The sequence below is a fragment of the [Phormidium] sp. LEGE 05292 genome (assembly GCF_015207735.1).
Lineage (GTDB): Bacteria > Cyanobacteriota > Cyanobacteriia > Cyanobacteriales > Aerosakkonemataceae > Floridanema.
On the sequence record NZ_JADEWG010000026.1, the window covers coordinates 12985 to 35715 of the forward strand.

The following is a 22731-nucleotide window of genomic DNA, read 5'->3' on the forward strand; positions in this document are numbered from 1 at the left end:
GTTTCTTGAAACGTCTCTACAATAAATTTTAATTCAGTCCGCGCAGGCGGACTTTGTTTATGTAGCGGTGATTTTAATCGCCCAAACTCTTATTAACCAATCAACAATGCAGCGGGAAAATGTTGAAGTACTTCGCCAATATAAAGGGTGTTATCGCACTTCACCTCCTGCAAAGTAATCCCATCTTTCCAAGTAGTTGGCATTCCTTCAGGTAATTCAATATTTGTATCTTCCCAAATATCTTTACCTAAAGGTAGTTCTCCCGGTTGAATTACTTTTGTTAATAAGCGAGTTGCTAGGGTAATTGCTACTTTGTCTTGATGAATTCTAGCGAAAGCGATGATGCGATCGCTAAATTTACCCTTCACCATCAATGGTTTATAATCACCATCTTGGAAAAGTTGCAAATGTTCTTTTCTCGCTTGCAGCAATTGATAAGTCAAGAACATTTTAATTTTGCCATCTTCTTTAGTAGCAAACAAATCTTTAATTAACTGCGGAATATCTGCATTTAATCTCTCTTTAATTTCTTGTAGATATTTTACTCGCAGTTCGTAATCAACCGGACGACGATTATCAGGGTCTACTAAACTTAAATCCCACAATTCATTACCTTGATAAAGGTCTGGAACTCCCGGAGAAGTGTTTTTCAAAAGGATTTGGGAGAGGGAATTGAAGATACCGTATTCAGCAATTTTTTGTTGGAAAGGACGCAGCTTTTGGAGAAACTCATTAGATTCTGGATCGGCTAAAAGCTGATCCACAAAATTGAGATATCCTTCTTCATAAGCACTATCAGGTCTTAACCATGCTGTATGAACTTTAGCTTCTCTTACTGCTTTAATTACAAAATCTTTCACCCTTTGCACAAACTGGGAAAACTCATTTTCATTGAATGGAAAAGCACCTATCAGCGTTTGATAAAGGAAATATTCGTCGTTTGTATCTGGTACAGGTTTGCCTTTAATGATAGTTTTCTTGGCGCGATTCATTTCACTCCAAGTCCAGACGTTTTCTTCCCATTCTGATGCTAATTCCGGCAAAACATTAATTCTTGATCTGGTATCTTCACCGCGTTTGGTATCATGAGTTGCCGTAGCATTCATTGAATGTAACCAATGACTACTTCTTCTTTGATTAAACTCATGAAATTCTTCAGGAGTAACGCCAAAACTTCCGGGATTTCCTCCTACTTCATTAAGAGAAATTAGACGATTATAGTTATAGAAAAGTGTATCTTCTACACCTTTTGCCATCAAGGGGCCTGTTAATTGCTGAAACTTCATGACAAAGTGATGGCGATCGGCTTTTTGTTCCTCATTCAAATAGCTTTCATCTTGGCGTAACAGCAACTTTTCTAAATAGCCAAGTTCCTTGACCAACAAAGGTACGCGACCTTTCGCTTTTTCAATTGTTTCTTTGATGTAAGTGGTATCTTCTGGTCGCACATCTGGCGAAGAAGTGTAAGTCCGATAAACTGGAAATAATGCCAATACCTCGGTTAATACTCTTTTCAAACCATTAGCAGTAAAGTCGCTTCCTTCCCTAGTTTGACCAGAAATGTGTTTCAATTTCTGGGCTAAATTATCCACATCGCCCAACAAATTTTTCTCAATAATTAGGTGCTTTTTCTCGGTTACTAAGTCGTGATATGGTGCATTCGATCCGGTGAAAGCAGAGTAAATATCTTGAAATTCTTGTTCGCGATCGCAACAGCAGAAAAGACCATTCACATAGTTAAGATAATCATAACCGCTCGTTCCTTGAATCGGCCAATGATGCGGTAAATCTTCACCAACTAATTCTAAAATCTTTTCCGCAGTAATGTAAGTATCTCCCACCTTTTCTCGGAGTTTTTCTAGGTAATCATTGGGGTTATAAAGACCATCAATATGGTCAATTCTTAAACCCGTAAATTTCCCCTCTCTGACAAATCTCTCAATCAAGGAATGAGACCTGCCCAAAACTTTCATTTCTTCCACTTTTACAGAAATCAATTCGTTGACTGTAAAAAATCTCCGATAGTTGATTTCTTCTGCACCCACTTTCCAGAAAGATAAACGATAATATTGATCGGAAAGGATGCTATCTAAAAGATTAAAACTTTCCGATTTTCCCGGTTCTCCATTAAAGAACTGAATGTTATTGTCGAAGAATTCTTTAACAGATTCGTTTTGGGTGTAAAGTTCCCACAACAACCCTTTTACAAAGGCAAGTTGGTCGTATCTTTCTCTTCCCTTGACTTCCGCTGGCAGGTTTTTAATCAGATAAACTACACCCAGTAACTTAACAAAATCTGGATGTCTTCTGCCTAATTCTCTACCCAATTGTCCCAAATTTTGAGTTAAAAAACTAGTGTACGATTCGATTCTAATTGGCAATTTTAAGCCAAAATAATCAATGCTTAATCCTGTCTCATCGTAGTTTAATTTGATATCGCCATTTTCCAGGCATTCTCCATAATATGTGCCGAGTAAAGGTGCGAGAATTCTGCCCCTAAAGCTTTCGTAAGCGTGATTCCATTCGATATCAAAAAAGTCGAAAAATTCCGAGTCAGGGCCATTTTCTAGCACATCCATCAGCCATTTATTTTCGCTATCATAAGCCATGTGGTTAGGTACAATATCTTGTAACCATCCCATATTATGACTTTGCAGATCGCTTAATAATTGCTCAAATTCTTCTGCTGTTCCTAACTCTGGATTTAATTGAGTTGGATCGACTACATCGTAACCGTGAGTGCTACCAGCCCTAGCTTTGAAAATGGGCGAAGCGTAGAAGTCAGAAATTCCCAATTCTGCCAAATAATTGACAATTTTTTGGGCAGCGGCGAAGGGAAAACCGCTATGAAATTGAATGCGGTAAGTTGAGGTAGGAATTCTCATTTTAATCTGGGTTTATGCTTGGTATAGTACAAAACTTTTGGCGGGAATTGTGAGTAATTCACCAGGGATTAATTTGTCGGGCATGGTGGCACCGGGTCCCATCCATTTAGTATCAGCTGAATCGAGGAATTTTTGCCAACTTCCGCTGGGTGTGTCAATATCGAAAGTGAGAGTGCGATCGCTAAAATTCATCACATAAAACACCTGATTCTCATCACTATAGCGACGCATAAACAAAAGCTTATCTTCTTCCCGGCTAGATACTTCTAATTTCTTTTTATCTAGAACTTTCAAAGCCTCATTGATCCGCCGCAAGAAAATCAACTCTTGGTAAAAATCCCACAGAACTTTGTGTTTATCTTGATATTGTTGTTCCCAATTTAAAACACACTTGTTAAAAGTTCCCTGATCTTGCGGGTCTTGAAAATCTTTCTCATGTCCAGATTGCAAAAACTCATCTTTTTTTGATTTTCTCACTGCCTCTATTAATTCAGGGTCTGAGTGACTAATAAAATAGAAAAATGGTGCTTCTTCCCCATACTCCTCACCCATAAACAGTAAGGGAATAAAAGGCGAAAGTATTAGCGTCCCCGCCGTTAACTTCAACCCTTCAAATGAAGTGAGTTTTGTCATTCTCTCACCCAAAATTCGATTTCCTGTTTGGTCATGATTTTGGGCACAAACAATAAACTTATAAGCAGGTTCTTCCGCCGATGTATTTCCGTGACGACGTTTTCTATCTGGTGAATATTGTCCCGAATAAACAAAGCCTTCACGCAAGGATTTTTCTAAATCTTTACACTTGCCAAAATCTTGATAATATCTCTGTTGTTCACCTGTAATTAAAGTATGCAGCGAATGATGGAAATCGTCGCACCATTGGGCATCAAGTCCATATCCGCCCACCTCTTTCGGACGAATGATTCGCACATCATTAAAGTCGCTTTCTGCTGTGAGATAAAACTTCCTTCCTTTTTGTTGCGAAAGGGCATGAACTCTCTCAGATAACTCTTCTAAAAAGTGTTTGGCACTCAGATCGTAAATGCCCTGAATTGCATCTAATCTCAGGGCATCTACGTGAAAAGTATCCAACCAATATAAAGCATTTTCTAGGAAATACTCTCGCACCCCATCGCAATAAGCAAAGTCTAAATTAGGTGCATCTCCCCAATCACCGAGATACTTTTTCGTAAAATAAGGGCCAAAATTAGGTAAATAATTTCCCTCTGGGCCTAAGTGATTGTAAACTACATCTAAAATTACAGAGATTCCTTCTAAATGACAGGCATTAATTAGTTTCTTGAATCCATCTGGCCCACCATAACTGTCCTGAACTGCGTAGGGATACACGCCATCATAGCCCCAGTTTCTATCACCAGGAAACTGTGCCACTGGCATAATTTCAATAGCATTAATTCCTAACTCTTTTAACCGGGTAAGTTTAGGAATAACTGCTTCAAAGGTTCCTTCTGGAGTAAAAGTGCCAATGTGTAATTCGTAAATTATGTAATCTTCTAAACGAATTCCTGTCCAATGGCGATCGGTCCAATTAAATGTACTATGATCGAATACTTGCGAAGCCTTATGTACGCCTTCTGGTTGAAAATAAGAAGCTGGATCGGGGAATTCTTTAGTTCCTTCTAATTGATAAACATAACGACTACCTGGTTCAATATCTTCTCCGGTAACTTGCCAAAAACCATACTCCAATTGTTGCATTGGTAGCAATTGTTCATTAGCTGAAACAACTTTTACTGCTACTTCTTTGAGCAACGGTGCCCAAACTGTAAATTGACAACGAGCATTTCCTAAGTAATTAGCGCCTACTTTCACCATTGGCTGCTTTTATCTCTCATTCGTTGTCATTAAATTACAATTAACTCAACTGTAGGGGAATCTGTCCCAGAGTTGATTTTATATAATCAATATTTAACTCTGATGTTGCATCAGGGTAAGTAAAATCTCCCAGATCTCGTTACCAGGTTCAACCTGGTAACGAAAAACAGAGGCTCTGCCTCTTGGTAATTAAAAAAAAAAGAACCCTCAAACACTATATAGTGCCAGAGGGACAAACAGCATTTATTTTTGACAGATTTACAGCTTTTCCAAGTAACTGAGGAGGTCTGCCATTTCTTGTACTCCTGGTTGAAATTGTGGCATTGGTGGAGTTTTGCCACTAATCACCTGCTCAATTAAGCTAATTTGTGATTTATGCTTGGAGATACCTTGCAAACTGGGGCCGACTCGACCATCTGCTTCTAAACCATGACATCCAGCACAGTTCATTTGAAAGATCGCATGACCCCTAACTGGATCGCCTGTCAGGGACATAACACTCTTAATATATGGATCGGACATTTGCCACTGATGAAAAATCACCATCCCTAAAAAGATTGCCAGCACTAGTGCGAGAAGCAATAAGGTAAGTTGTCCAATCAGGGCTTCTGGTTTAATCAATTGTTTATCCACATGGTTGCCTAGCAAAGTGAAAATTTACAAACAATGTTATTAATCATATACATAGCTTAAGATTTCTAGACAATTCAGGCAAGCCAACGCAATGGGCCAGAGGTCTCTTCCTGAAAGTGATTCAGCCTCATCCTCCCAGATTTGGGTTAATTTTTACTTCACACTTAATTAATACTAGTGGTCACAGTCACTAGTACGATAATGAAATACAGGTAATAAACGTTAACATTCAAGGAGATCTGACGTGGTAGAACCCCTACTTTCAGGAATTGTGCTGGGCTTAGTGCTAGTAACCCTCGCTGGGTTGTTTGTTGCTGCTTACTTGCAGTACAAGCGCGGTAATCAGTTGGGAATCTAATAGCTGTTAGATTAGTCCGGTTAATCAGACTTACTATCCTTAACCCAAAACTTTGTGGAGATGTTATATATAACGTCTCCACAATTTTGCTTTTGTCTTTTAGCACAAAATTGTCTAGTGGTGCATCTAACTAATGTTGTGTTTTTGACTATGTTTTAAATAATACTCTCGAAAGATCCTTTTTTACTCTTTAAGTATCCATAATAGCTGATAAAAGATTGGATAACTTTTTGGAGGTTAGTATGAGTGTTGAAGATCGTTTGAATGCAGTTGCTAAAAATGTTGAGGGTAAAGTTCAAGAAGCAATGAGCGAAGTAACTGGTAATCCTCAAGATAAAGTAGAAGGTAAAGCTAAACAAAGAGAAGCTGCTGCAATGCACGCTAAAGAAGATTTAAAAGATCAGGCAAAACGAGTTATTGACAGAGCTTAGTTTCAATTTCTTATATCATGTCTAGCTGATTAGACATAATGTAGAGACGTAATATATTACGTCTCTACAAACTTTTGGGTTAAGGATACTATGGCTGATTAGCCAGATATGAGATTAGTTACTAAGAACTGGTAGATTTTTCTCTGGCTGGCAATTTCTCTTTTTTATTCTTTGCCTGTGAAGGAGTTTGACTATTCAAACTGCGGAAATAAAGCCCGCCAATGGTGACTAGGAATAGGACGTAGGCTACGGCTTGTACTTGATAAAGTTTATCTGTGTAACCAAAAAGGGTTCGCAAAATTAAACCGGGAAACTGACTTTGGGGCAGGATTTTACTCGTATCCCAAACCATTGGGCCTAAAATACAAGAGGGGTTTTTGGCAAATCTTTCATAGTAGAAACAAAAAGCTTCTGATTCACGATTCATTTGGGAGAGAGTTCTCATTCCTTCGTTCAAATCTCCCAATGCAGAAATTACTAAACCTGCGACAATTAGGAGTAACAAAACTCCCATGATTTGAAAGAAGCGGCGAATGTTGATTTTGATTCCCCACTTAAATAAGAGTACGCCAATTCCAGCGGCTACTGCTAATCCGCTAAGTGCGCCAATGGCGGGAACTAAACCTTGTTGAAATTTGCCGATGATAAAGAGAACGGTTTCAAATCCTTCGCGCAAAACGGCGATAAAAATTAAGCTGAAAATTCCCCATCCGGCAACTGCATTTTTTTGCAGGGCGGCGTTGACTGCACCTTCGACTTGGGATTTCATGGATTTTGCTTGCTGTGTCATCCAGATTAACATCCAGCTGAGCATGGCGATCGCACCCAGCCCAAAAGCCGCTTCTAAAAATGGCTCAATTACAGCCCCATAAGGTGAATTGGAAGCACTTAATAATTGGAATATCCAGCCTATTAGTAACCCGACTAATCCACTGGCAATAATTCCTGCACCAATTCCTAAATAAACCCAACGATTGAGTTTAGTTTGTTTGGCTTTTTTCAACAAAGCCAGCACAATTCCCACTACTAAAGCGGCTTCTACTCCTTCTCTGAGGGTAATTACAAATGTTGGTAAAGCAGCACTAAAATCCATAATCTGGTAATTGGTAATTGGTAATTGGTAATTGGTAGTTGGTAATTACTTATAATAGTAGCTTCTGATTGTTGCCCACTACCGACTACCCACTACCGACTACCTAGTAATTATTAGCTAAAATCCCGCAACATTTTTTTGATTTCTAAGTTGTGTAATTCTTCTTGACCAATCATTGTGCGGGCGAATTCTTCTAGATAAATACTAGCATCTTGTACTGTTTCTAGAAGAGACTTATACAAATTTAGCGCGGTTTTCTCGTGATTGAGACTTTCCTGCAAAATGTCTCTTACTGTATGTTTGTAGGTTTCTTCTATTGGCGCAATTCTCAAGGTAGGATGACCTTCTAAGCCTGTGAGAATTTCTCCTACTTGTTGGGAGTGGAGTAAAGATTCATTGGCTTGGGCTTTGAAAAATTGCACGATCGGAATTCGATTTGGCCCTGTTACCATTAAAGAGTAGTGGGTATAACGCACTACGCCTGCTAATTCAAATTCCATGATCGTGTTAAGTATACCGATCGTTTTTTCTTGGTCTAGTTCTCTCATTAGTCGTCACACTTGCTAGTCGTAAATTAATAATAAGTAATTGATAATAGGCTAATTGCATTTTTTCGTTCCCCTTATCAATTACTTATTATCAGTTAACCATTACTAGTTATTTTTTGGCTATTTTGTTCTATTGTTTTAATTAATTGAGAGACTTGGGCTGGTGTTAATACTGGTGCGGCTGGGGGAATAGCAGCAGGCCAAGCTTTGCTCAATTCTGCCATATTAGTTTCGATCGCTTTATGTGCTTCTGGATTTTGTTTTGCCATTTGTGGGGCTATTCCCTGATAGAGGGTATTAGCGTAGTTAACAAAGCCGCGAGAGTCTTGATATTCAATGGCTGCGGAAATTTTACCATTGGCGATCGCCGCTCCATACTCCGAGTTAGCCGCATCTAGCAAACTATTCATTACCTTTAACACAAATTGCGGTGAATTTCTTTGCGCTTCCGGTATTGCCTGAATTGCACCATCTACCGCTTGCATAGAATTAGTAAATTCTGTGGCAATTTTCGTGTCTTTTGGTTTAGATTTTACTAAGTCTTGCAAAGTGACTAAAGTGGTTTTGAATTCTTTCACATTTCTTTCATTTAGCTGATCTTGTACATCCACATAAATTTCTTCTACTGGATGTCCAATATGGGGTTCTGCTTGCTTTGGTTGTTGTTGATCTAAAAGTTCTTTAGCTACCAAAAGATGCCCTTTCATTAATCCCAATTTGGTCATGTAATCGACATCTTTAGCTTCACCAGTGAGGACAACATCCTCAATTGTCACCATGTCTTTAATTTTGTCAAATTCTGCTTGGGTAATTATCTGTTTGGAGACTAATTCTTCAATACTACCATAAGGACGACTGGCTTGAATTTTATTAGATAGTGCCGGAATTCCTAACTTGGCTTCTAACTTATCTAATTCTGACAAAATTGCATTGTTAATATTAATTTTTGCCTGGTTACTGCTATGACCATTATGATTTGTAGTTGCTGTTGTGGTAGTGTCAGTCGCAACTTTTGTAGTTGAGGTATTTTCTTTACTTTCAGTGGTGCTACAGGCGGAAATAGCAATCAAACTGACAAGAGAAACTGCAACGGACAAGGAACGTAAAACTTTCATGACTTTGTTTTAGATAGATGTTTGTTGTGAACACTTCAGTGTTCTGATTGAGGAATGTACGACTGAAGTCGCTACTACGAACCGTTTGTTGTGAACACTTCAGTGTTCCCCTAGATTCAGGAATGTACGACTGAAGTCGCTACTACGAACCGTTTGTTGTGAACACTTCAGTGTTCCCTTTGCTTGATAAATGTACGACTAAAGTCGTGAAAACAGACCTAAGTTTCAAGGACGTTAAATAATCCCATGCAGCCATTTTCTGCGAGGGTATCTTGATGGGGATGAAACATATATTTACCTGGATAACGATAGGTAAATTCTAAAATGTGACGTTCAGCTACTCCCATTGTGATTACATCAGCTGTTTCACTTGGTTTGAGAGACATTCCAGTGCGATAAACGTCGAAAAAATTGGCGTGGATATGAAAGGTTGCTGCGGCTTCATATTCGATCATGTTGAGAACATACAGCCGAATTAATTGATTTTTATAAATCGATATTGGGTACTGCATATAGTAATGTGGCAGCCCATTAAAGGCGTAAATTTCATTGCGACGATCGTCATTAATGTCATAGCCTCCCATTACCATGACCATTTCATCAGCAGGTTGACGGCCTCCTGGTGGATCGACAATAAATAAACCGTAAAGTCCTTTGGCAATGTGACGAGTTACTGGTTCAATATGGCAATGATAAAGGTGTAAACCGTAAGGTTCGGCATCGAATTCATAAATGGTGGCTTTGCCATTGAGAACAGGTTTTACACCATCGCTTTCGGCGCGGTGAGTGCCGTGAAAATGCAAGGAGTGGGAATGTCCACCTTGGTTGAAGAATAGTATCCGCACGCGATCGCCTTCTCGCGCACGTAAAGTTGGCCCAGGCACTCGTCCATTGCAATTCCAAGTGTTGAAAGAGACAGCACTGTTTAACTGGACGGTGGAACTTTTAGCTGTCAGCCGAAACTCGCGGATTGTTCGCCCATTTTCCCGTTTTACTGTGCCGTAATCAAAATCTCGCAGCAGTACCATTGGGCTAATGCCGTTGCCAAAGTCAGGTGTATCGCTAGGAATTGGTGGCACTAACACCTTTCCCTTCGATCTAGCTATGGAAGTTTGCAGTGCTATTGCTGCACCCGTGATTCCCACACCGCCCAGAAGCCCTAATTTTAAGAGTTGTCGGCGGTTCCAAGGTTTTCCTTTCTCTGGTAAAAAGCGATCGCTCATTCTTTATGTCAAAAGTTCCCTGTTCATTATTGCAAATAATTGGCAAAGAGTTTTAACTACTTTATTTTTTCATGATTGCTGCAATGTTCTTTGCCGTAAAATTTGATACTCTATGCTAGTTAACCTTTCCAGCCATTCCAAGGACTAACCTCTAGGATACCTCTATTGGTAAACACGACCTTATATTTAGCAATTGCTTTTTTAGTAACTGCTTTTACTTCTCTGTTAGTTCCATCACTAAGAGAAGGTTGGAGTAATTTTGGTAAGGGAGTTTCTGGTAAGTAACTTTCGGCAGCAGCAATGAGTGGTTTATAGCTAGCGATCGCACCATCTGGAGTTACTGTTACTTGATAAACTAATTGCTGCTTTAGCGATCGACCTGCTTGCCAAAGTTGAGCAATTCGATCGTAGACTCTTTGATTCAATTCCTTAATTTGAACAGGAAAGGAATTACTTGGGTTATTCCTTACACTGCTATTACTTCCGTGTCTTCTCTGTAGTTAATGCAACTTATTTGCAATAAAAAATGATATAACTCTTAAATTCACTGTCAAGATATTGGTTACATTTTGTAATAATTTGACAAAACTCTAAAAAAAATCAGCCAAGCTTGTATTTAACTAAGCTTGGCTTAACTGCAAATTTCTTCTATGTTTATTTATATCTTGCACCAGTTCCAATATTGGGGTTTTAAACCCCAAAAGCGTGAGTCCTGAGCCAGCTAAATGAGAATTAATGTTGATGATGAGTAAGTTCTTGCAGGGTTGGAATTACCTTTTTCGGCGCATCCCCAAGTAAACAATAGGGGCGACTGTAGCACAGAGGCGCTTCTAAAGAATGTTGAATTAAGAAGTCAGTATTACTCATTACTTGCTCAGTTTTGCCATCAAAAACTACTTCGCCTTGACTTAAAACGACTGTGCGATCGCAAATTTCCAACGCCAAATCTAAGTCATGAGTAGCTATTAGTTGAGTGATGGATAAACCTTTTAATAAAGTAATTAATTCTCGGCGAGAACGGGGATCTAATTGGGCGGAAGGTTCATCTAATACTAATACTTGGGGATTCATTGCTAGCACTCCGGCGATCGCAATTCGTTTCTTTTCACCACCGGATAAATTTTCAGTATTTCGCTTGCCATAATATTCTAAATCCATGCTTACTGCTGCCATTGCTTTGCGGACTCTTTCGGTTAATTCGCGATCGCGTAAACCTTGATTCATTGGCCCAAAAGCCACATCTTCCCAAACAGTCGGCATAAATAATTGATTATCTGGGTTTTGAAATACCAACCCCACAAAATTTCGCACTTCTCGTAAATTTTCAGCATTCACTATCCATTCCCCAATTCTTACCTGTCCTTCTTGCGGCAAAATAATTCCATTTAAGTGTAACTGTAAGGTTGATTTTCCCGAACCATTAGCACCAATTAAAGCTACTCTTTCATTAGCTTTAATAGTTAAGTTAATATTTTTAAGTGCTTGTGTGCCATCAGGATAACTGTAGCTGAGGTTTTCTATAAAAATGGGATTGTGGTGCATTTTGAAACTTGTAAATGTCAGGCTGAATGATAGATTTATGGAGTTTTAAACTAAATAAATTGCTTGTCCTAATAGTGCCAAAATTAAGGTTAAAGTTAAAGCTACAATATCACGTTTTCCTCCAGATGGTAATTCAGATACGGGTGGTACGCCTTGATATCCTCGCGCTAACATTGCTTGATAAACGCGATCGCCTCTTTCATAAGTGCGAATAAATAAAGCACCAATCATATTACCAATTACTTGACGTTGCCAACCACTATTTCCAGTCAAATTGCGTGAAGCAGCAGCCCGACGCATAGCGTTAAATTCTCCAATTAACACGCTAATGTAACGATACATGGAAGCCAAAATTGCTACTAACAAAGGTGGCATTTTCAAAGCGATTAATCCATTTAGTAAGGCTGGAACCGAAGTAGTTAAAGTTAACAGATTTAACATTAATAACGATAGCAAAGCTTTGATTGTAACGCTACCCAACACAGTTAAACCTTCTGAGGTAATTTTGATGATTCCCCAAGACCAAACAATTTCCCCACCACTGCGAAACAAAGTACCAAAAAGAATCACTGCAACAAAGGCAAATTCCACAGCTATCCGCTTAAATAACACTGGCAAAGTCACCTTACTAAGTAACACTAAACAAAGTACACCAATACCATAAATTCCCCAAGTCCACCATCTACCATTGGGGGTTAAAGCAATAGCAAACACTAAAAGAAGAGTGCAGAGGACGCGAGTTTTTGGGGCTAGGAAATGCCAAAAACTAAACTGTTTGCTATCAATATCTAAGTGAAAGGCGTTGATGTGTAGTAGCATTTTAGATTTTAGATTTTAGATTTTAGATTTTTGCCTTTGGCATCTGATATTAAATCCCTTTGCATCAGAATTATCGATCTTTCTTCTTCTCTGTGTCCTCTGCGCCTCTGCGGTTTTAATCATCTCAGATGCCAGGGAAAATTTTAGACTAGAAAAAATTACCGATCGCCAATCTAAAATCCCGCATCTAAAATTTAGCTAAAGGGAAGTTCCTGAAGAATCTGAATTATTGATATCATCAGATGAACCAGAACGACGAATTACTAATTTACCGACACCCCAAGCTAAACCAAAAGTTGCTAAAGTACCAATTAAACCAGCCAGCGGAGTAGCAACCCCTTTTGGTACACCTCGCAAGGCATATTCATCAAAAACTTTATAGAAAGGTAACTTTTTAGCTGGGGCATCTTCAATTGCTTTATCCTCAAATTTTAAGTCTTGAGAAACTCGATCCAAACCATCAGGATTGGAACTAGCAAAAGGGGAAAGGAAAACAGCAATTAACAATGCTATACCTAAACCACCAATGATTAAAGCCCGATTACGTACTTGAGAATTTTTACTAGTCATAGTGCGTTTGTTAATGAGGTGTTAGAGAACGAGAAGTAGAAAATCTCCGAGGTGGATGGTAAATTAAATCTGGTCTTGTTCGCCAAATAAAACTTACTGCTGCTAATGTGATTAAGGCTTCTCCTATACCAATCAAAATGTGCCAAGAAGCCATCGCAGTTAAAGCAATTCCAAGTGGTACAGTACCAGATAATGCTAATTGAAATGCGGTGAAAATTGCGGCGACAAACACGCTTAACCAACTAGCAATTACCACACCAAAAGCTACTCCTTTCCAAGTATCTCGACCTATGGCATAACGTATAGTGCGATACACATAATAACCGCCAAAAGTGCCAATTAACCCCATATTAGTAATGTTAGCTCCTAATACTGTTAATCCTCCATCATGAAAGATTGTTGCTTGCACAATGAACACTACTACCATGACTAAAGAACCTGCCCAAGGGCCTAATAAAACACCTGCAAGTGTGCCTCCTAACAAGTGTCCAGAAGTCCCTCCTGGAATGGGAAAATTAATCATTTGAGCGGCAAAGATGAAGGCGGCGCAAACTCCCATTAATGGGACTGCTTTTTCTTGATATTGTGCTTGGACTCTATTTAAGCACAAGGTAATTAGAGCGATCGCCAATATCCAACAAACTAGGCTAACAGGTAAACTTAAAAACCCATCTGGGATATGTAAGGCTAGCTGGGGTTGGATTACCCAATGTAACCAATTGGAAAATGAAAGATCAAATGACACGAATGAACCCTTATTCAGTAACAAATTTTGTCACCCTGATTTTAAGATGTAACTTTATTTATAGAAGCTTTTTTTCACAAAAAATTCAATCCTACTGGGGGGTATATTAAGCAAATGTATGCTTAATTAATCATAAAATTTGCAGTAAATCTTCCTAGAGAGAGATGATAAATATATTTAAAAATACACTTGTATATTTTAGTGAAAATCGACTAATTCTTAAGAAAATATTAACTCAAAGCCTGTAAATAACTCAACTTGCTAGTTACTTGCTATTGGTCTTGGGTAGTGGGTCATGGATAATCGCAGAGGTATGAATAGTTGCTAAAAAAGCACGTCGCGTTTTTATTGGTAATGGCGATCGCGCTTTTAGTTATCTATCCGATAGGGCTATAACTTACACTGGTAGTTTCTTGCTAGCTTCAACACTTAGTTATCTGGTAACAAAATTCACCTATTTTGTTTTGGCAATAATCCAAATTGCATGAACTAACCCAGGAACATATCCGAGTAATGTCAATAGGATATTTAGCCAAAACTGTCCCCCAAAACCAACTTGCAAGAACACTCCTAACGGCGGTAAAAAGATAGCGATGATGATCCGAATGATATCCATAAGCAATTCCTTTGGTTTCTTTCTAAATTGCTATCTCGATCATAGCGATACTCTTCCTTTTCTAACTTTTTTTCCGTTATTTTCTGCAAAGCAAAGGCGGAATCTGTAAAATTTTCGGGTTGATCTATCGATAGTTAGATATTTTTGTCCTCAAAGTCTAGATGTTGGCTTTAAAAATAGCCAACTGACAAAAAAGAAGGAAGCTGTAAATAATTGAACAATGTCGATCGCCGACAAATATCCATCTGCTAGGGAAGCTATGGTGCGATCGCAAATTCCAAACAGCCAAGAAGAAATCCCAATAAACCAAATTCCGTTCTTCAGGCCACCTAAAAACCGCGCCATCTCCGATTTCTGCTCTTTACTCATCATTTTTCGCCCTTTTTTGCAAATCTCTCCTGCTGGGACAGGAATGCTTACTTTTTCTCAGACCGATGCCTATCCCTGAAACACTTCAATATTAAGAAGTATTTTAATTACTTGACATAATTACAAAGATGTATATAAAAGATTGTAACGAAAATAACGTTTACTGTCCACAGACAAATAATCTATCTTTGGACATAGTTTGTTGATACTCAGAAAATTAGCCTTTAGACAGAAAAGGGTTAGCTTTTAGCAAGTCATTTTATTTTGTGTAAAATCCCAGCATTCTTTCCTGTTCTGCTGCTGCGCCACTTTCTAACCAAGAAATTGCTTGTTCTTCTGATTTAGCAGGATTAACCCAGACAATATTTCGGAGTTCTTCCACTTGTTCAGCTGCTTGATGAAAAAGTTTTCTTACTACTTCATCAAGAGAAACTATAATTTTATCTGTCACCAGTGCTGCTTCAATCAAAAGTAAATCTTTAACCATTGCTTTGCGCTGATTGTCGAAATCGGTAAAATCTTCAACTCCTTTCCATAGTTCATCATTTATTAAAATATCGCTCCGATATTCCAACTTCTTTTTTGCTATCATTGTGCGAAGCCATGTGCGAGAAAAATTTGATTGATGTTTATCCCATTCTTTTCGGATATCTTGTGTCATCACAACTCGATGAGAAATATCTAAAACAGCAAGCAGAAAATCACGGCAGTATTTTGATTTACTGATCGCACTCTCTCCACCAGCAGCACGCGCAACAGAAGCATCAATTACCAGCAGCTTAGAAACTTTTTCTATCATCTTAATTATTTATCAGTCGAGCCTCTGCCGCATCCAAATAACGACTTTCTAATTTCAAAGAAACATCGCTAAAATCTTCGGGCCAATCTCCAAAAGCTCCCGCTGCATCTAAATTAGTACTGCTAACTTCAGTAACACCATCTTCTCGTCTTTTGAACCAATGAAGTTTTACCAACTCTGGCGATAATTTACCTTCTGCAACTAAAGATTGAACTGCTAATAAAAGCAATTCGCTGTGAGTTTCTAAAACTACTCTTACACCACGATTCGCTGCATCACTTAATATCTCCGCTAACGCAACTTGAGCGCGAGGATGCAAGTGAATTTCTGGTTGTTCTAGGTAAACTAATTGTCCCGGTTCTGCTACCAGTAAAGCAACTAAAACAGGCAAAGTTTGTGAGACACCTAAACCAACATCAGCAATACTAACCATATCGCTTGCTTCACTAGTGCGCGGCAAACGACCTACACGCAATTCAATCTGTACATCGTTCAGCTGTTTAGCATCAACTTTCCAAGTTAATCCTAGTTTTTCCAAATCTGCTTCTAATTCTATAAATCGATTGTCTTCTGTATTTTGCCAATGACTGATTACGCTGGCAACGTAATTCTCAAAAGTACCAGGAAACTCCTGACCAACAGATGTGGTATTGTAAGTCCGTTCGGGATTTCCTCTCAATCCAGGAACGTGGATTAAGTGGCGAATTTGTTTTTGAAAAAACCCAGAAAGTTCAGAATAAACAAGTAAATTTTTTCCCAGTTTAAAGTCGAGAAAACTTCTTACCTTAGTTACGTTCCAATGTTCATCTGTAATATCGTTCAGATAATCTTCATAAATACTATTCAGCCCTTCAGGAAGTATTTTAACTAACTCATCATGATCCATATCTGGAGAGATAGTAATTTCTTTATCAGCTAAGTAATAAGTTGATTGCACAACTTGAATTCCTTGCTTTTTTTCCTTGGTAAATTTGCTAATTAAGAAATTATTATTGATGACAATTTTGATAGTAAAACTGTCAGTGTAATCTTTTTCAGAAAAGTGAGACAAAAGTTGGTCTGCTGAAGTAAATTTAACATTAGGGCCATTGAGTAGTAAAGCACCAGGATCATAACTAGCTTCCAGAGTTTGCTTTAGTAGCAGTAATGGCTGCATAATACTGGACTTACCGGAACTGTTAGCACCAGCAAGAATCGTTAGGGGACACACTTCAATGCTGCACTCTTCGTAAAGTGACTTATAGCCACGTACTGAAATGCCATCAATTCCCCGTCCAGAAACTATAAAACCATTTTTTGAGGAATTTGATTCGCTCATAATGTTGTGTTTGTGTTTGGGCTGCTAAATACCATAATATGATTTAAACCTAATTCATTGATTGAATAGCTGAATGGCGATCGCAATTGATTTTGGTACTAGCAATACTGTAATTACTCGCTGGAACCCAGTCACCCAGCAACCAGAAACCTTGAATTTACCGGGAATGTCTGTCACCTTGGCGCAAAATCCGCCCTTAATTCCCAGTTTGCTTTATGTTGAAGATGCTTACGCTGGTAAAGTTGTAGTTGGACAAGCGGTACGCGATCGGGGTTTGGATATTAAAACCGACCCTCGCTTTTTCCGCAGTTTTAAACGGGGAATAGGTGCAGATATTCAAGGTTTTCTCCCTGAATTAGATGGGCAAATTGTTACTTTTGAGAAAGTCGGACAATGGTTTCTCACTAATATTATTGAAAAGTTACAAGAAACTTTGCCCGATGTCGGTCAATCTTTAATATTAACTGTTCCTGTTGATAGCTTTGAAGCTTATCGGAATTGGTTAGGTGAAGTATGTAAAACTTTGCCAGTAGAACAAGTGCGAATTCTGGATGAACCAACCGCAGCCGCTTTAGGCTATGGAATGAAAGACCAGCAAATTATTTTAGTTGTTGATTTTGGTGGCGGAACGCTGGATCTTTCTTTGGTACGTTTGGATAGTACCGCAGCTAAAAAACCCGTAGGTTTTATTTTGAAATGGGGGCAAAAATCCCTAGCCGAAAATTCTGGTCAAAAGGTAAAAACTGCCCGTGTTATTGCTAAAGCTGGGCAAAATTTAGGCGGTACAGATATTGATAATTGGTTGATTGATTACTTTCTTAAAACCCAGGGAATAGAAGCGACACCGTTAACAATTCGGTTAGCAGAAAAGTTGAAAATTCAGCTTTCTTTGCAAAGGCAGGCAAGTGAGGTTTATTTTGATGATGAAACCTTTGAAAGTTACGAGTTGGAATTAGACCGCGATCGCTTTGAAACCATCCTCAAAGAACAGCAATTTTTTGCTAAATTAGACGATTCCATGACTCAAGTTTTGCAGCAAGCAAGGCGACAAGGCATCGAAGTTGCTGATATTGATGCTGTGTTGTTAGTGGGTGGAACTGTACAAATCCCCGCTGTACAAACGTGGGTACAGCAATATTTTGATTTATCAAAGATTCGTTGTGAAAAACCCTTTGAAGCGATCGCCCAAGGTGCATTACAACTCACCCAAGGTATTGAATTAAAAGACTTTCTTTATCACAGTTACGGGATTCGTTATTGGGATCGCAAACTGAATCGCCATAATTGGCATTCTTTAATTAAAGAAGGGCAACCTTATCCGATGAGCGAACCTGTAGAATTATTGTTGGGCGCTTCGGTGGAAAATCAACCCAGCATCGAATTAATTATTGGCGAATTAGGCACACAAACAGCTGCTACTGAAGTTTACTTTGATGGCGATCGCTTAGTCACTCGTAATCTCTCCAGTGGCGAAACCCAAGTCAAACCTTTAAACGATCGCGAAGGAGCCCGGACTATCGCCCAACTAACGCCGCCTGGGTATCCGGGAAGCGATCGCATTAAACTACTTTTTCAAGTTGATGGCGATCGTTTTCTCAGAATTACCGTCGAAGATTTATTTACCAAACAAACCCTATTAGAAAATCAGCCAGTAGTTCAACTCAGTTAATCTCAATTGTAGAGACGTTTCATGAAACGTCTCTACGCGAATTTTAAAGCGATCGCAAATCTAAAATTCTCAACCTCCTAACGTCGAATTACCACTCTTGTTCCTGGCCCCGCCCAACTATATAATTGACGGGCTTTACCAACTGGTAAATTAACGCACCCATGAGTAATTGGAGTACCAAAGCGATTATGCCAATAAGCCCCGTGAATCGCATAACCTCCAGAATAGAACATAGTATAGGGAACATTAGGAGCAACGTATCCCCGCCCCCGCATTGTTTTATACAGATACTTTCTTTGAATTGCAAAAGTACCGAGACGAGTAGGAGTAGAACGCTTACCACTAGAAATGCGGGATGAATAAATCCGTCTTCCATTTTGCCAAGCATATAAACGTTGGCTAGATAGGTCAACTTCAATCCAACGACCCGATCCACCCCTACTTGACCTTGAAGCAGCCGAAGTAGGTACAGTCCAAGCAAATAAAGTAGCGATCGCTAACGCTAGACTTACCCAAAAAACACTTGAACGACGTAACCAAGTTGAGCGAATGATTGTTTCCATAAATTCACTTCCTCCTTGGCATCTAGATTACTGCATAAAGTTAGAAAAGAAAATTAAACATTATGAAATGAAAAATTAACTAATTGCAAAGCCAAAGGAGTACTTTGTGCAATTTCCTTTGGCTTTGTTAGTGTTAAGTATGTCAAAATTTTTGATCGAAATTTAAAAGTTAATTACAAAATTAAAACCAACCTTCCTAAATTTTTCCTAACGATGTACAATCACTGGCGTTCCCACAGAAGCCCATCGGAAAACTTTCTCTGCTTCTGAAACTCGCAAATTCACGCAACCATGACTAACGGGCGTACCAAAACGGTTATGCCAATAAGCTCCATGAATTGCATAGCCACCTGAAAAATACATAATATAAGGAACATAAGGAACGTTGTAATCTGGCCCTCGCATTCTACCAGATACGTGCTTTGATTGGACTGTAAAAGTACCCGTAATCGTCGGAGTTGCAGACTTACCAGTAGAAACATTTAAACGATAAACTTTCTTCGATCCTTCCCAAGCAATTAGTTTTTGTTGAGAAAGATCCACTTCAATCCAGCGTTCTTCAGACTGTTGCAGCGTGGCAATTCTTTCTGCAATAATGTTTCCTTGGCTTCTGATTCCTTGGGCTAGTGTCGGTGGTACTGACCAAGAAAATAACGCTGCAAAACTCAATGCTGTACCTACCCAAAAGCCGCTGCAACGACTTAGGGTACTCACTTTGCTGTTCATGATTTGCTACCTCTTTTTAAATGAAGAAACCTCTAGATTTAGGTTTCTCAGTTCTGAGGTATAACTACATTTTTGGTAAGTAAATTTCTGCAAAGATCAGGGTTTTGGGGGCTGGGGAAAGGCAGAAGGCAGAAGGCAGAAGGCAGAAGGGAAGAAAGGCAAAAGGCAGAAGGCAGAAGGCAGAAGGGAAGAAAGGCAAAAGGCAGAAGGCAGAAGGCAGAAGGAAAGAAAGGCAGAAAGTAAAAATTTCTCTTGTCCCCTTGTCCCCTTGTCCCCATCTCCCCAGTCCCCAATCATCCTATTCATGCACAACCACTGGCGTTCCTACACTCGCCCAATTAAATAACCATGCGGCGTGATTTGGTGCTACGTTAACGCAACCGTGACTGACTGGGGTGCCGAAACGGTTATGCCAGTAGGCACCGTGAATGGCGTAACCTCCATGAAAGTACATGGTATAAGGTACATTGGGGACATCGTAATCTGGCCCAGTCATTCTGGCGAGGCGGTGTTTGGTTTGAATGGCGAAGGTTCCTAAAATGGTGGGTGTAGCTGTTTTTCCGGTGGAAATAACTACCGCGTAAACTGGTTTTGTTCCTTCCCAGGCGATTAATCTTTGGTTGGAAAGGTCGATTTGAATCCAACGTTGTTCTGTTTCTTGCAATTCCAATATTTTATTAGCAATTCGATCGGCTTGTGCAGTTCTCGCCTCTGAGGTGTTTGACCATGCGGGTAGTACATTGAAACTAATTACTGCACTTACTAATAATGCTCCAAAATATTGTAATGAAAGGGAAGAAAGCGTTTTATTCATTATTTTTACCTCTCAGGCTCAAGGTTTTATTTCATGTTAATTAAACTAATTAATTGGGTCAATGATTTATTTGTTGCATTAAGTTTTTCGCATTTATGCTAATTGCTTGCCAATTTGCTTTGTTAATTAAATCTTGAGGAAATAAATCGCCTGCAAGTCCGACCGCGATCGCTCCTGCTTGCAAAAATTCTTTGGCATTATTTAAGGTCACACCACCAGTAGGAATTAAGGGAATATTTCCTAATGGCCCTTGTAAACTGCGAATATAGCTTGCTCCTCCTACGGCTTGAATGGGAAATACTTTTACACAACTAGCGCCTGCTTGCCAAGCAGTAACAATTTCGGTTGGCGAAAGTGCGCCTGGGATGATGGGAATATTGGCTTTAATTGCGGTTTTAATTAAGGTTAAATCAACGTGGGGAGTAAAGAGAAATTCTGCGCCAGAAGCGATCGCCATTTCCAGTTGTTCTAAATTTAACAAAGTGCCACTACCTATTTGACAATCTGGTAATTCTTGGCGCAAATAACTAATAGTTTTTTCTGGTCGATCGCTATTCCAAGTAATCTCAATTAGTTTCATGCCTCCCGCTGCTACAGCTTTCGCCATTTGACAACCCTCCTGCCAATTTTGGGCGCGAATTACTGCGATCGCTCGTTCCTTCTGTAACACTTTTAACCACGATTGACTAGACATTTCCATTCATTTACTTTCGGAAAGATTTTTGTATGCTATTATTTGCTGATAGTTTTCCTAAATTCAACGCTTTTCCGTCAGTATTTATTCAAGAAATTTAATTGCTCAAATTCTTAATTATTAACCTAAATTCTTTATAATAACATTTCTTTATAGTAAATAAAATAAAGTTTTATTTACTGTGTAAGTTCATTACAAGTAACTGTTTCTCTCCGATGACAGACTTGCAAACAAAAGGAATAATTCTCTGGAAGGAGGTATCCGAAGAATTAATTTACTAACATTATTCTATAGACAAGTCGAGGAAGCAAGTTATGGCCTTAGCTAGAATTGAAAGTTATTACCCCAATTACCGTGACGAATTATTTGATGGAGAAGATGTCAAGGGATTGGATGTTTATGCCGATCGCGGTGATGAAAAGATTGGGACAATCAAAGACGTTTTAGTTGACTATGAAACTGGTCGTTTCCGGTACTTTGTTGTCGAAACAGGTTTTTGGGTATTCGGAAAAAAAGTATTACTACCTGTTGGACGCTCTCGCATTGATGCTAACGCAGAACGCATTTATGCAGTCGGATTAACCAAAGAACAAGTAGAACAATTGCCCGATTTTGACAATCTTGAGAGAGTCGATTACGATTACGAAGATCAAGTAAGAGGCGTTTATCAACCTCAAGCTACTGTGCCACCAGCTGTTACTCCACAACCAACAGTTGCTGCTAATGAATACGCTACCTACGACTACGAACAACAGCCAAGTTTGTATGGTATCAACGACACAGATCATCAAAAATTGAGATTGTACGAAGAACGTTTAGTTGCTAACAAAACGCGCCAGAAAGCAGGCGAAGTAGCAGTTGGTAAGCGCGTTGAAACAGAAACTGCTAGAGTTTCTGTACCAGTGGAAAAAGAAAGAGTGATCGTTGAACGGACTACTCCTGTAGATGCTGGAACTGTAACTAACGCCAATCCAACTGCCTTTAGAGAAGGCGAAATGGCACGCATAGAAATTTACGAAGAAGTGCCAGAAATTCGTAAAGAAGCTTTTGTGCGGGAAGAAGTGACTATTAGAAAAGAAGTCGAGCGGGAAAATGTAAGTGCAGAAGAAACCCTGCGTCGTGAAGAGTTAGATATCAACAATCAGGGTAGTTTGACAGAAGAAACAATTCGTCGCCCAGAATAAAGTTTGCTTTGTAGTTTACCGCATATTACCGTCATAGAATTAACAGAGCTTACGCTATATAGGCATTTTCAAAATGTGCAAGCGTAAGCTTTGCTATTGTAAATTATTCAATTTAATTTTTTATTAAATTATCAATAAATTCGAGAATAAACAAGCAGTTCCATCTCTGGGAAGAGGCAAA

General features: G+C 39.1%; 24 protein-coding genes. 4 read left to right on the plus strand and 20 right to left on the minus strand.

Annotated elements, in window-relative coordinates; all coding sequences use genetic code 11:
• Positions 1–92: 92 nt before the first annotated feature.
• From treY to IQ264_RS10110, 3 genes are all read right to left on the minus strand, one after another.
• On the minus strand, positions 93–2885 hold the full coding sequence (treY, locus tag IQ264_RS10100; RefSeq protein WP_193980651.1) for a malto-oligosyltrehalose synthase: 2793 nt from the start codon (positions 2883–2885) through the stop codon (positions 93–95).
• 12 nt (positions 2886–2897) lie between these two features.
• Complete coding sequence (treZ, locus tag IQ264_RS10105) at positions 2898–4718, minus strand: malto-oligosyltrehalose trehalohydrolase (protein ID WP_193980693.1); 1821 nt, start codon at positions 4716–4718, stop codon at positions 2898–2900.
• 261 nt (positions 4719–4979) lie between these two features.
• Positions 4980–5342 carry a c-type cytochrome gene (locus IQ264_RS10110; RefSeq protein ID WP_228061422.1) on the minus strand — a complete coding sequence of 121 codons (363 nt, stop codon included), beginning with the start codon at positions 5340–5342 and terminating at the stop codon, positions 4980–4982.
• Positions 5343–5598: 256 nt separating this feature from the next.
• Between IQ264_RS10110 and petG the strand changes: the two genes are divergently transcribed.
• Together petG and IQ264_RS10120 are read left to right on the plus strand one after the other, a co-directional pair.
• Positions 5599–5712, plus strand: a complete 114-nt coding sequence (petG, locus tag IQ264_RS10115; protein WP_073592562.1) for a cytochrome b6-f complex subunit V — start codon at positions 5599–5601, stop codon at positions 5710–5712.
• Between the two features lie 242 nt (positions 5713–5954).
• Positions 5955–6143 carry a CsbD family protein gene (locus IQ264_RS10120; RefSeq protein WP_193980653.1) on the plus strand — a complete coding sequence of 63 codons (189 nt, stop codon included), beginning with the start codon at positions 5955–5957 and terminating at the stop codon, positions 6141–6143.
• A 121-nt stretch (positions 6144–6264) separates the two neighbouring features.
• Here IQ264_RS10120 and IQ264_RS10125 read toward each other — a convergent pair whose 3' ends face one another.
• The 13 genes from IQ264_RS10125 to IQ264_RS10185 all read right to left on the minus strand — a co-directional run bounded on the left by IQ264_RS10125 (position 6265) and on the right by IQ264_RS10185 (position 16900).
• Complete coding sequence (locus tag IQ264_RS10125; RefSeq protein ID WP_193980654.1) at positions 6265–7236, minus strand: FTR1 family iron permease; 972 nt, start codon at positions 7234–7236, stop codon at positions 6265–6267.
• Positions 7237–7349: 113 nt separating this feature from the next.
• Positions 7350–7784 (minus strand): ferritin-like domain-containing protein, encoded by a 435-nt coding sequence (locus IQ264_RS10130; protein ID WP_193980655.1) that lies wholly within the window; start codon positions 7782–7784, stop codon positions 7350–7352.
• A 95-nt stretch (positions 7785–7879) separates the two neighbouring features.
• Positions 7880–8899: a ComEA family DNA-binding protein gene (locus tag IQ264_RS10135; RefSeq protein WP_193980656.1), complete on the minus strand. Its 1020-nt coding sequence runs from the start codon at positions 8897–8899 to the stop codon at positions 7880–7882.
• Between the two features lie 218 nt (positions 8900–9117).
• The gene (locus IQ264_RS10140; protein WP_193980657.1) at positions 9118–10122 is read right to left on the minus strand and encodes a multicopper oxidase domain-containing protein; all 1005 of its coding nucleotides are present in this window, start codon (positions 10120–10122) and stop codon (positions 9118–9120) included.
• A gap of 119 nt (positions 10123–10241) precedes the next feature.
• The gene (locus tag IQ264_RS10145) at positions 10242–10547 is read right to left on the minus strand and encodes a hypothetical protein (protein WP_193980658.1); all 306 of its coding nucleotides are present in this window, start codon (positions 10545–10547) and stop codon (positions 10242–10244) included.
• A 307-nt stretch (positions 10548–10854) separates the two neighbouring features.
• Complete coding sequence (locus IQ264_RS10150; RefSeq protein ID WP_193980659.1) at positions 10855–11664, minus strand: energy-coupling factor ABC transporter ATP-binding protein; 810 nt, start codon at positions 11662–11664, stop codon at positions 10855–10857.
• 45 nt (positions 11665–11709) lie between these two features.
• Positions 11710–12483 (minus strand): cobalt ECF transporter T component CbiQ, encoded by a 774-nt coding sequence (cbiQ, locus tag IQ264_RS10155; RefSeq protein ID WP_193980660.1) that lies wholly within the window; start codon positions 12481–12483, stop codon positions 11710–11712.
• Positions 12484–12681: 198 nt separating this feature from the next.
• Positions 12682–13053, minus strand: coding sequence for a PDGLE domain-containing protein (locus IQ264_RS10160; RefSeq protein ID WP_193980661.1), 372 nt, complete (start codon positions 13051–13053; stop codon positions 12682–12684).
• A gap of 10 nt (positions 13054–13063) precedes the next feature.
• Complete coding sequence (locus tag IQ264_RS10165) at positions 13064–13798, minus strand: energy-coupling factor ABC transporter permease (RefSeq protein WP_193980662.1); 735 nt, start codon at positions 13796–13798, stop codon at positions 13064–13066.
• Positions 13799–14252: 454 nt separating this feature from the next.
• On the minus strand, positions 14253–14414 hold the full coding sequence (locus IQ264_RS10170; RefSeq protein WP_193980663.1) for a YqaE/Pmp3 family membrane protein: 162 nt from the start codon (positions 14412–14414) through the stop codon (positions 14253–14255).
• A 150-nt stretch (positions 14415–14564) separates the two neighbouring features.
• A complete protein-coding gene (locus IQ264_RS10175) occupies positions 14565–14786 on the minus strand; it encodes a hypothetical protein (RefSeq protein ID WP_228061424.1) in 222 nt (73 codons plus the stop codon).
• Between the two features lie 256 nt (positions 14787–15042).
• On the minus strand, positions 15043–15582 hold the full coding sequence (locus IQ264_RS10180; RefSeq protein ID WP_193980664.1) for a hypothetical protein: 540 nt from the start codon (positions 15580–15582) through the stop codon (positions 15043–15045).
• A 1-nt stretch (position 15583) separates the two neighbouring features.
• A complete protein-coding gene (locus IQ264_RS10185) occupies positions 15584–16900 on the minus strand; it encodes an AAA family ATPase (protein ID WP_193980665.1) in 1317 nt (438 codons plus the stop codon).
• 73 nt (positions 16901–16973) lie between these two features.
• Between IQ264_RS10185 and IQ264_RS10190 the strand changes: the two genes are divergently transcribed.
• Complete coding sequence (locus tag IQ264_RS10190) at positions 16974–18569, plus strand: Hsp70 family protein (RefSeq protein ID WP_193980666.1); 1596 nt, start codon at positions 16974–16976, stop codon at positions 18567–18569.
• 77 nt (positions 18570–18646) lie between these two features.
• On the opposite strand, the gene IQ264_RS10195 is transcribed toward IQ264_RS10190, so the two are convergent.
• The 4 genes from IQ264_RS10195 to IQ264_RS10210 form a co-directional block, all read right to left on the minus strand.
• The gene (locus IQ264_RS10195; RefSeq protein ID WP_193980667.1) at positions 18647–19132 is read right to left on the minus strand and encodes a L,D-transpeptidase; all 486 of its coding nucleotides are present in this window, start codon (positions 19130–19132) and stop codon (positions 18647–18649) included.
• Positions 19133–19339: 207 nt separating this feature from the next.
• On the minus strand, positions 19340–19858 hold the full coding sequence (locus IQ264_RS10200; protein WP_193980668.1) for a L,D-transpeptidase: 519 nt from the start codon (positions 19856–19858) through the stop codon (positions 19340–19342).
• 298 nt (positions 19859–20156) lie between these two features.
• A complete protein-coding gene (locus IQ264_RS10205) occupies positions 20157–20672 on the minus strand; it encodes a L,D-transpeptidase (protein ID WP_193980669.1) in 516 nt (171 codons plus the stop codon).
• Positions 20673–20730: 58 nt separating this feature from the next.
• Positions 20731–21366, minus strand: coding sequence for a bifunctional 4-hydroxy-2-oxoglutarate aldolase/2-dehydro-3-deoxy-phosphogluconate aldolase (locus IQ264_RS10210; RefSeq protein ID WP_193980670.1), 636 nt, complete (start codon positions 21364–21366; stop codon positions 20731–20733).
• Positions 21367–21680: 314 nt separating this feature from the next.
• On the opposite strand from IQ264_RS10210, the gene IQ264_RS10215 reads away from it, so the two are divergent.
• Positions 21681–22550 carry a DUF2382 domain-containing protein gene (locus IQ264_RS10215; protein WP_193980671.1) on the plus strand — a complete coding sequence of 290 codons (870 nt, stop codon included), beginning with the start codon at positions 21681–21683 and terminating at the stop codon, positions 22548–22550.
• Positions 22551–22731 lie beyond the last annotated feature (181 nt).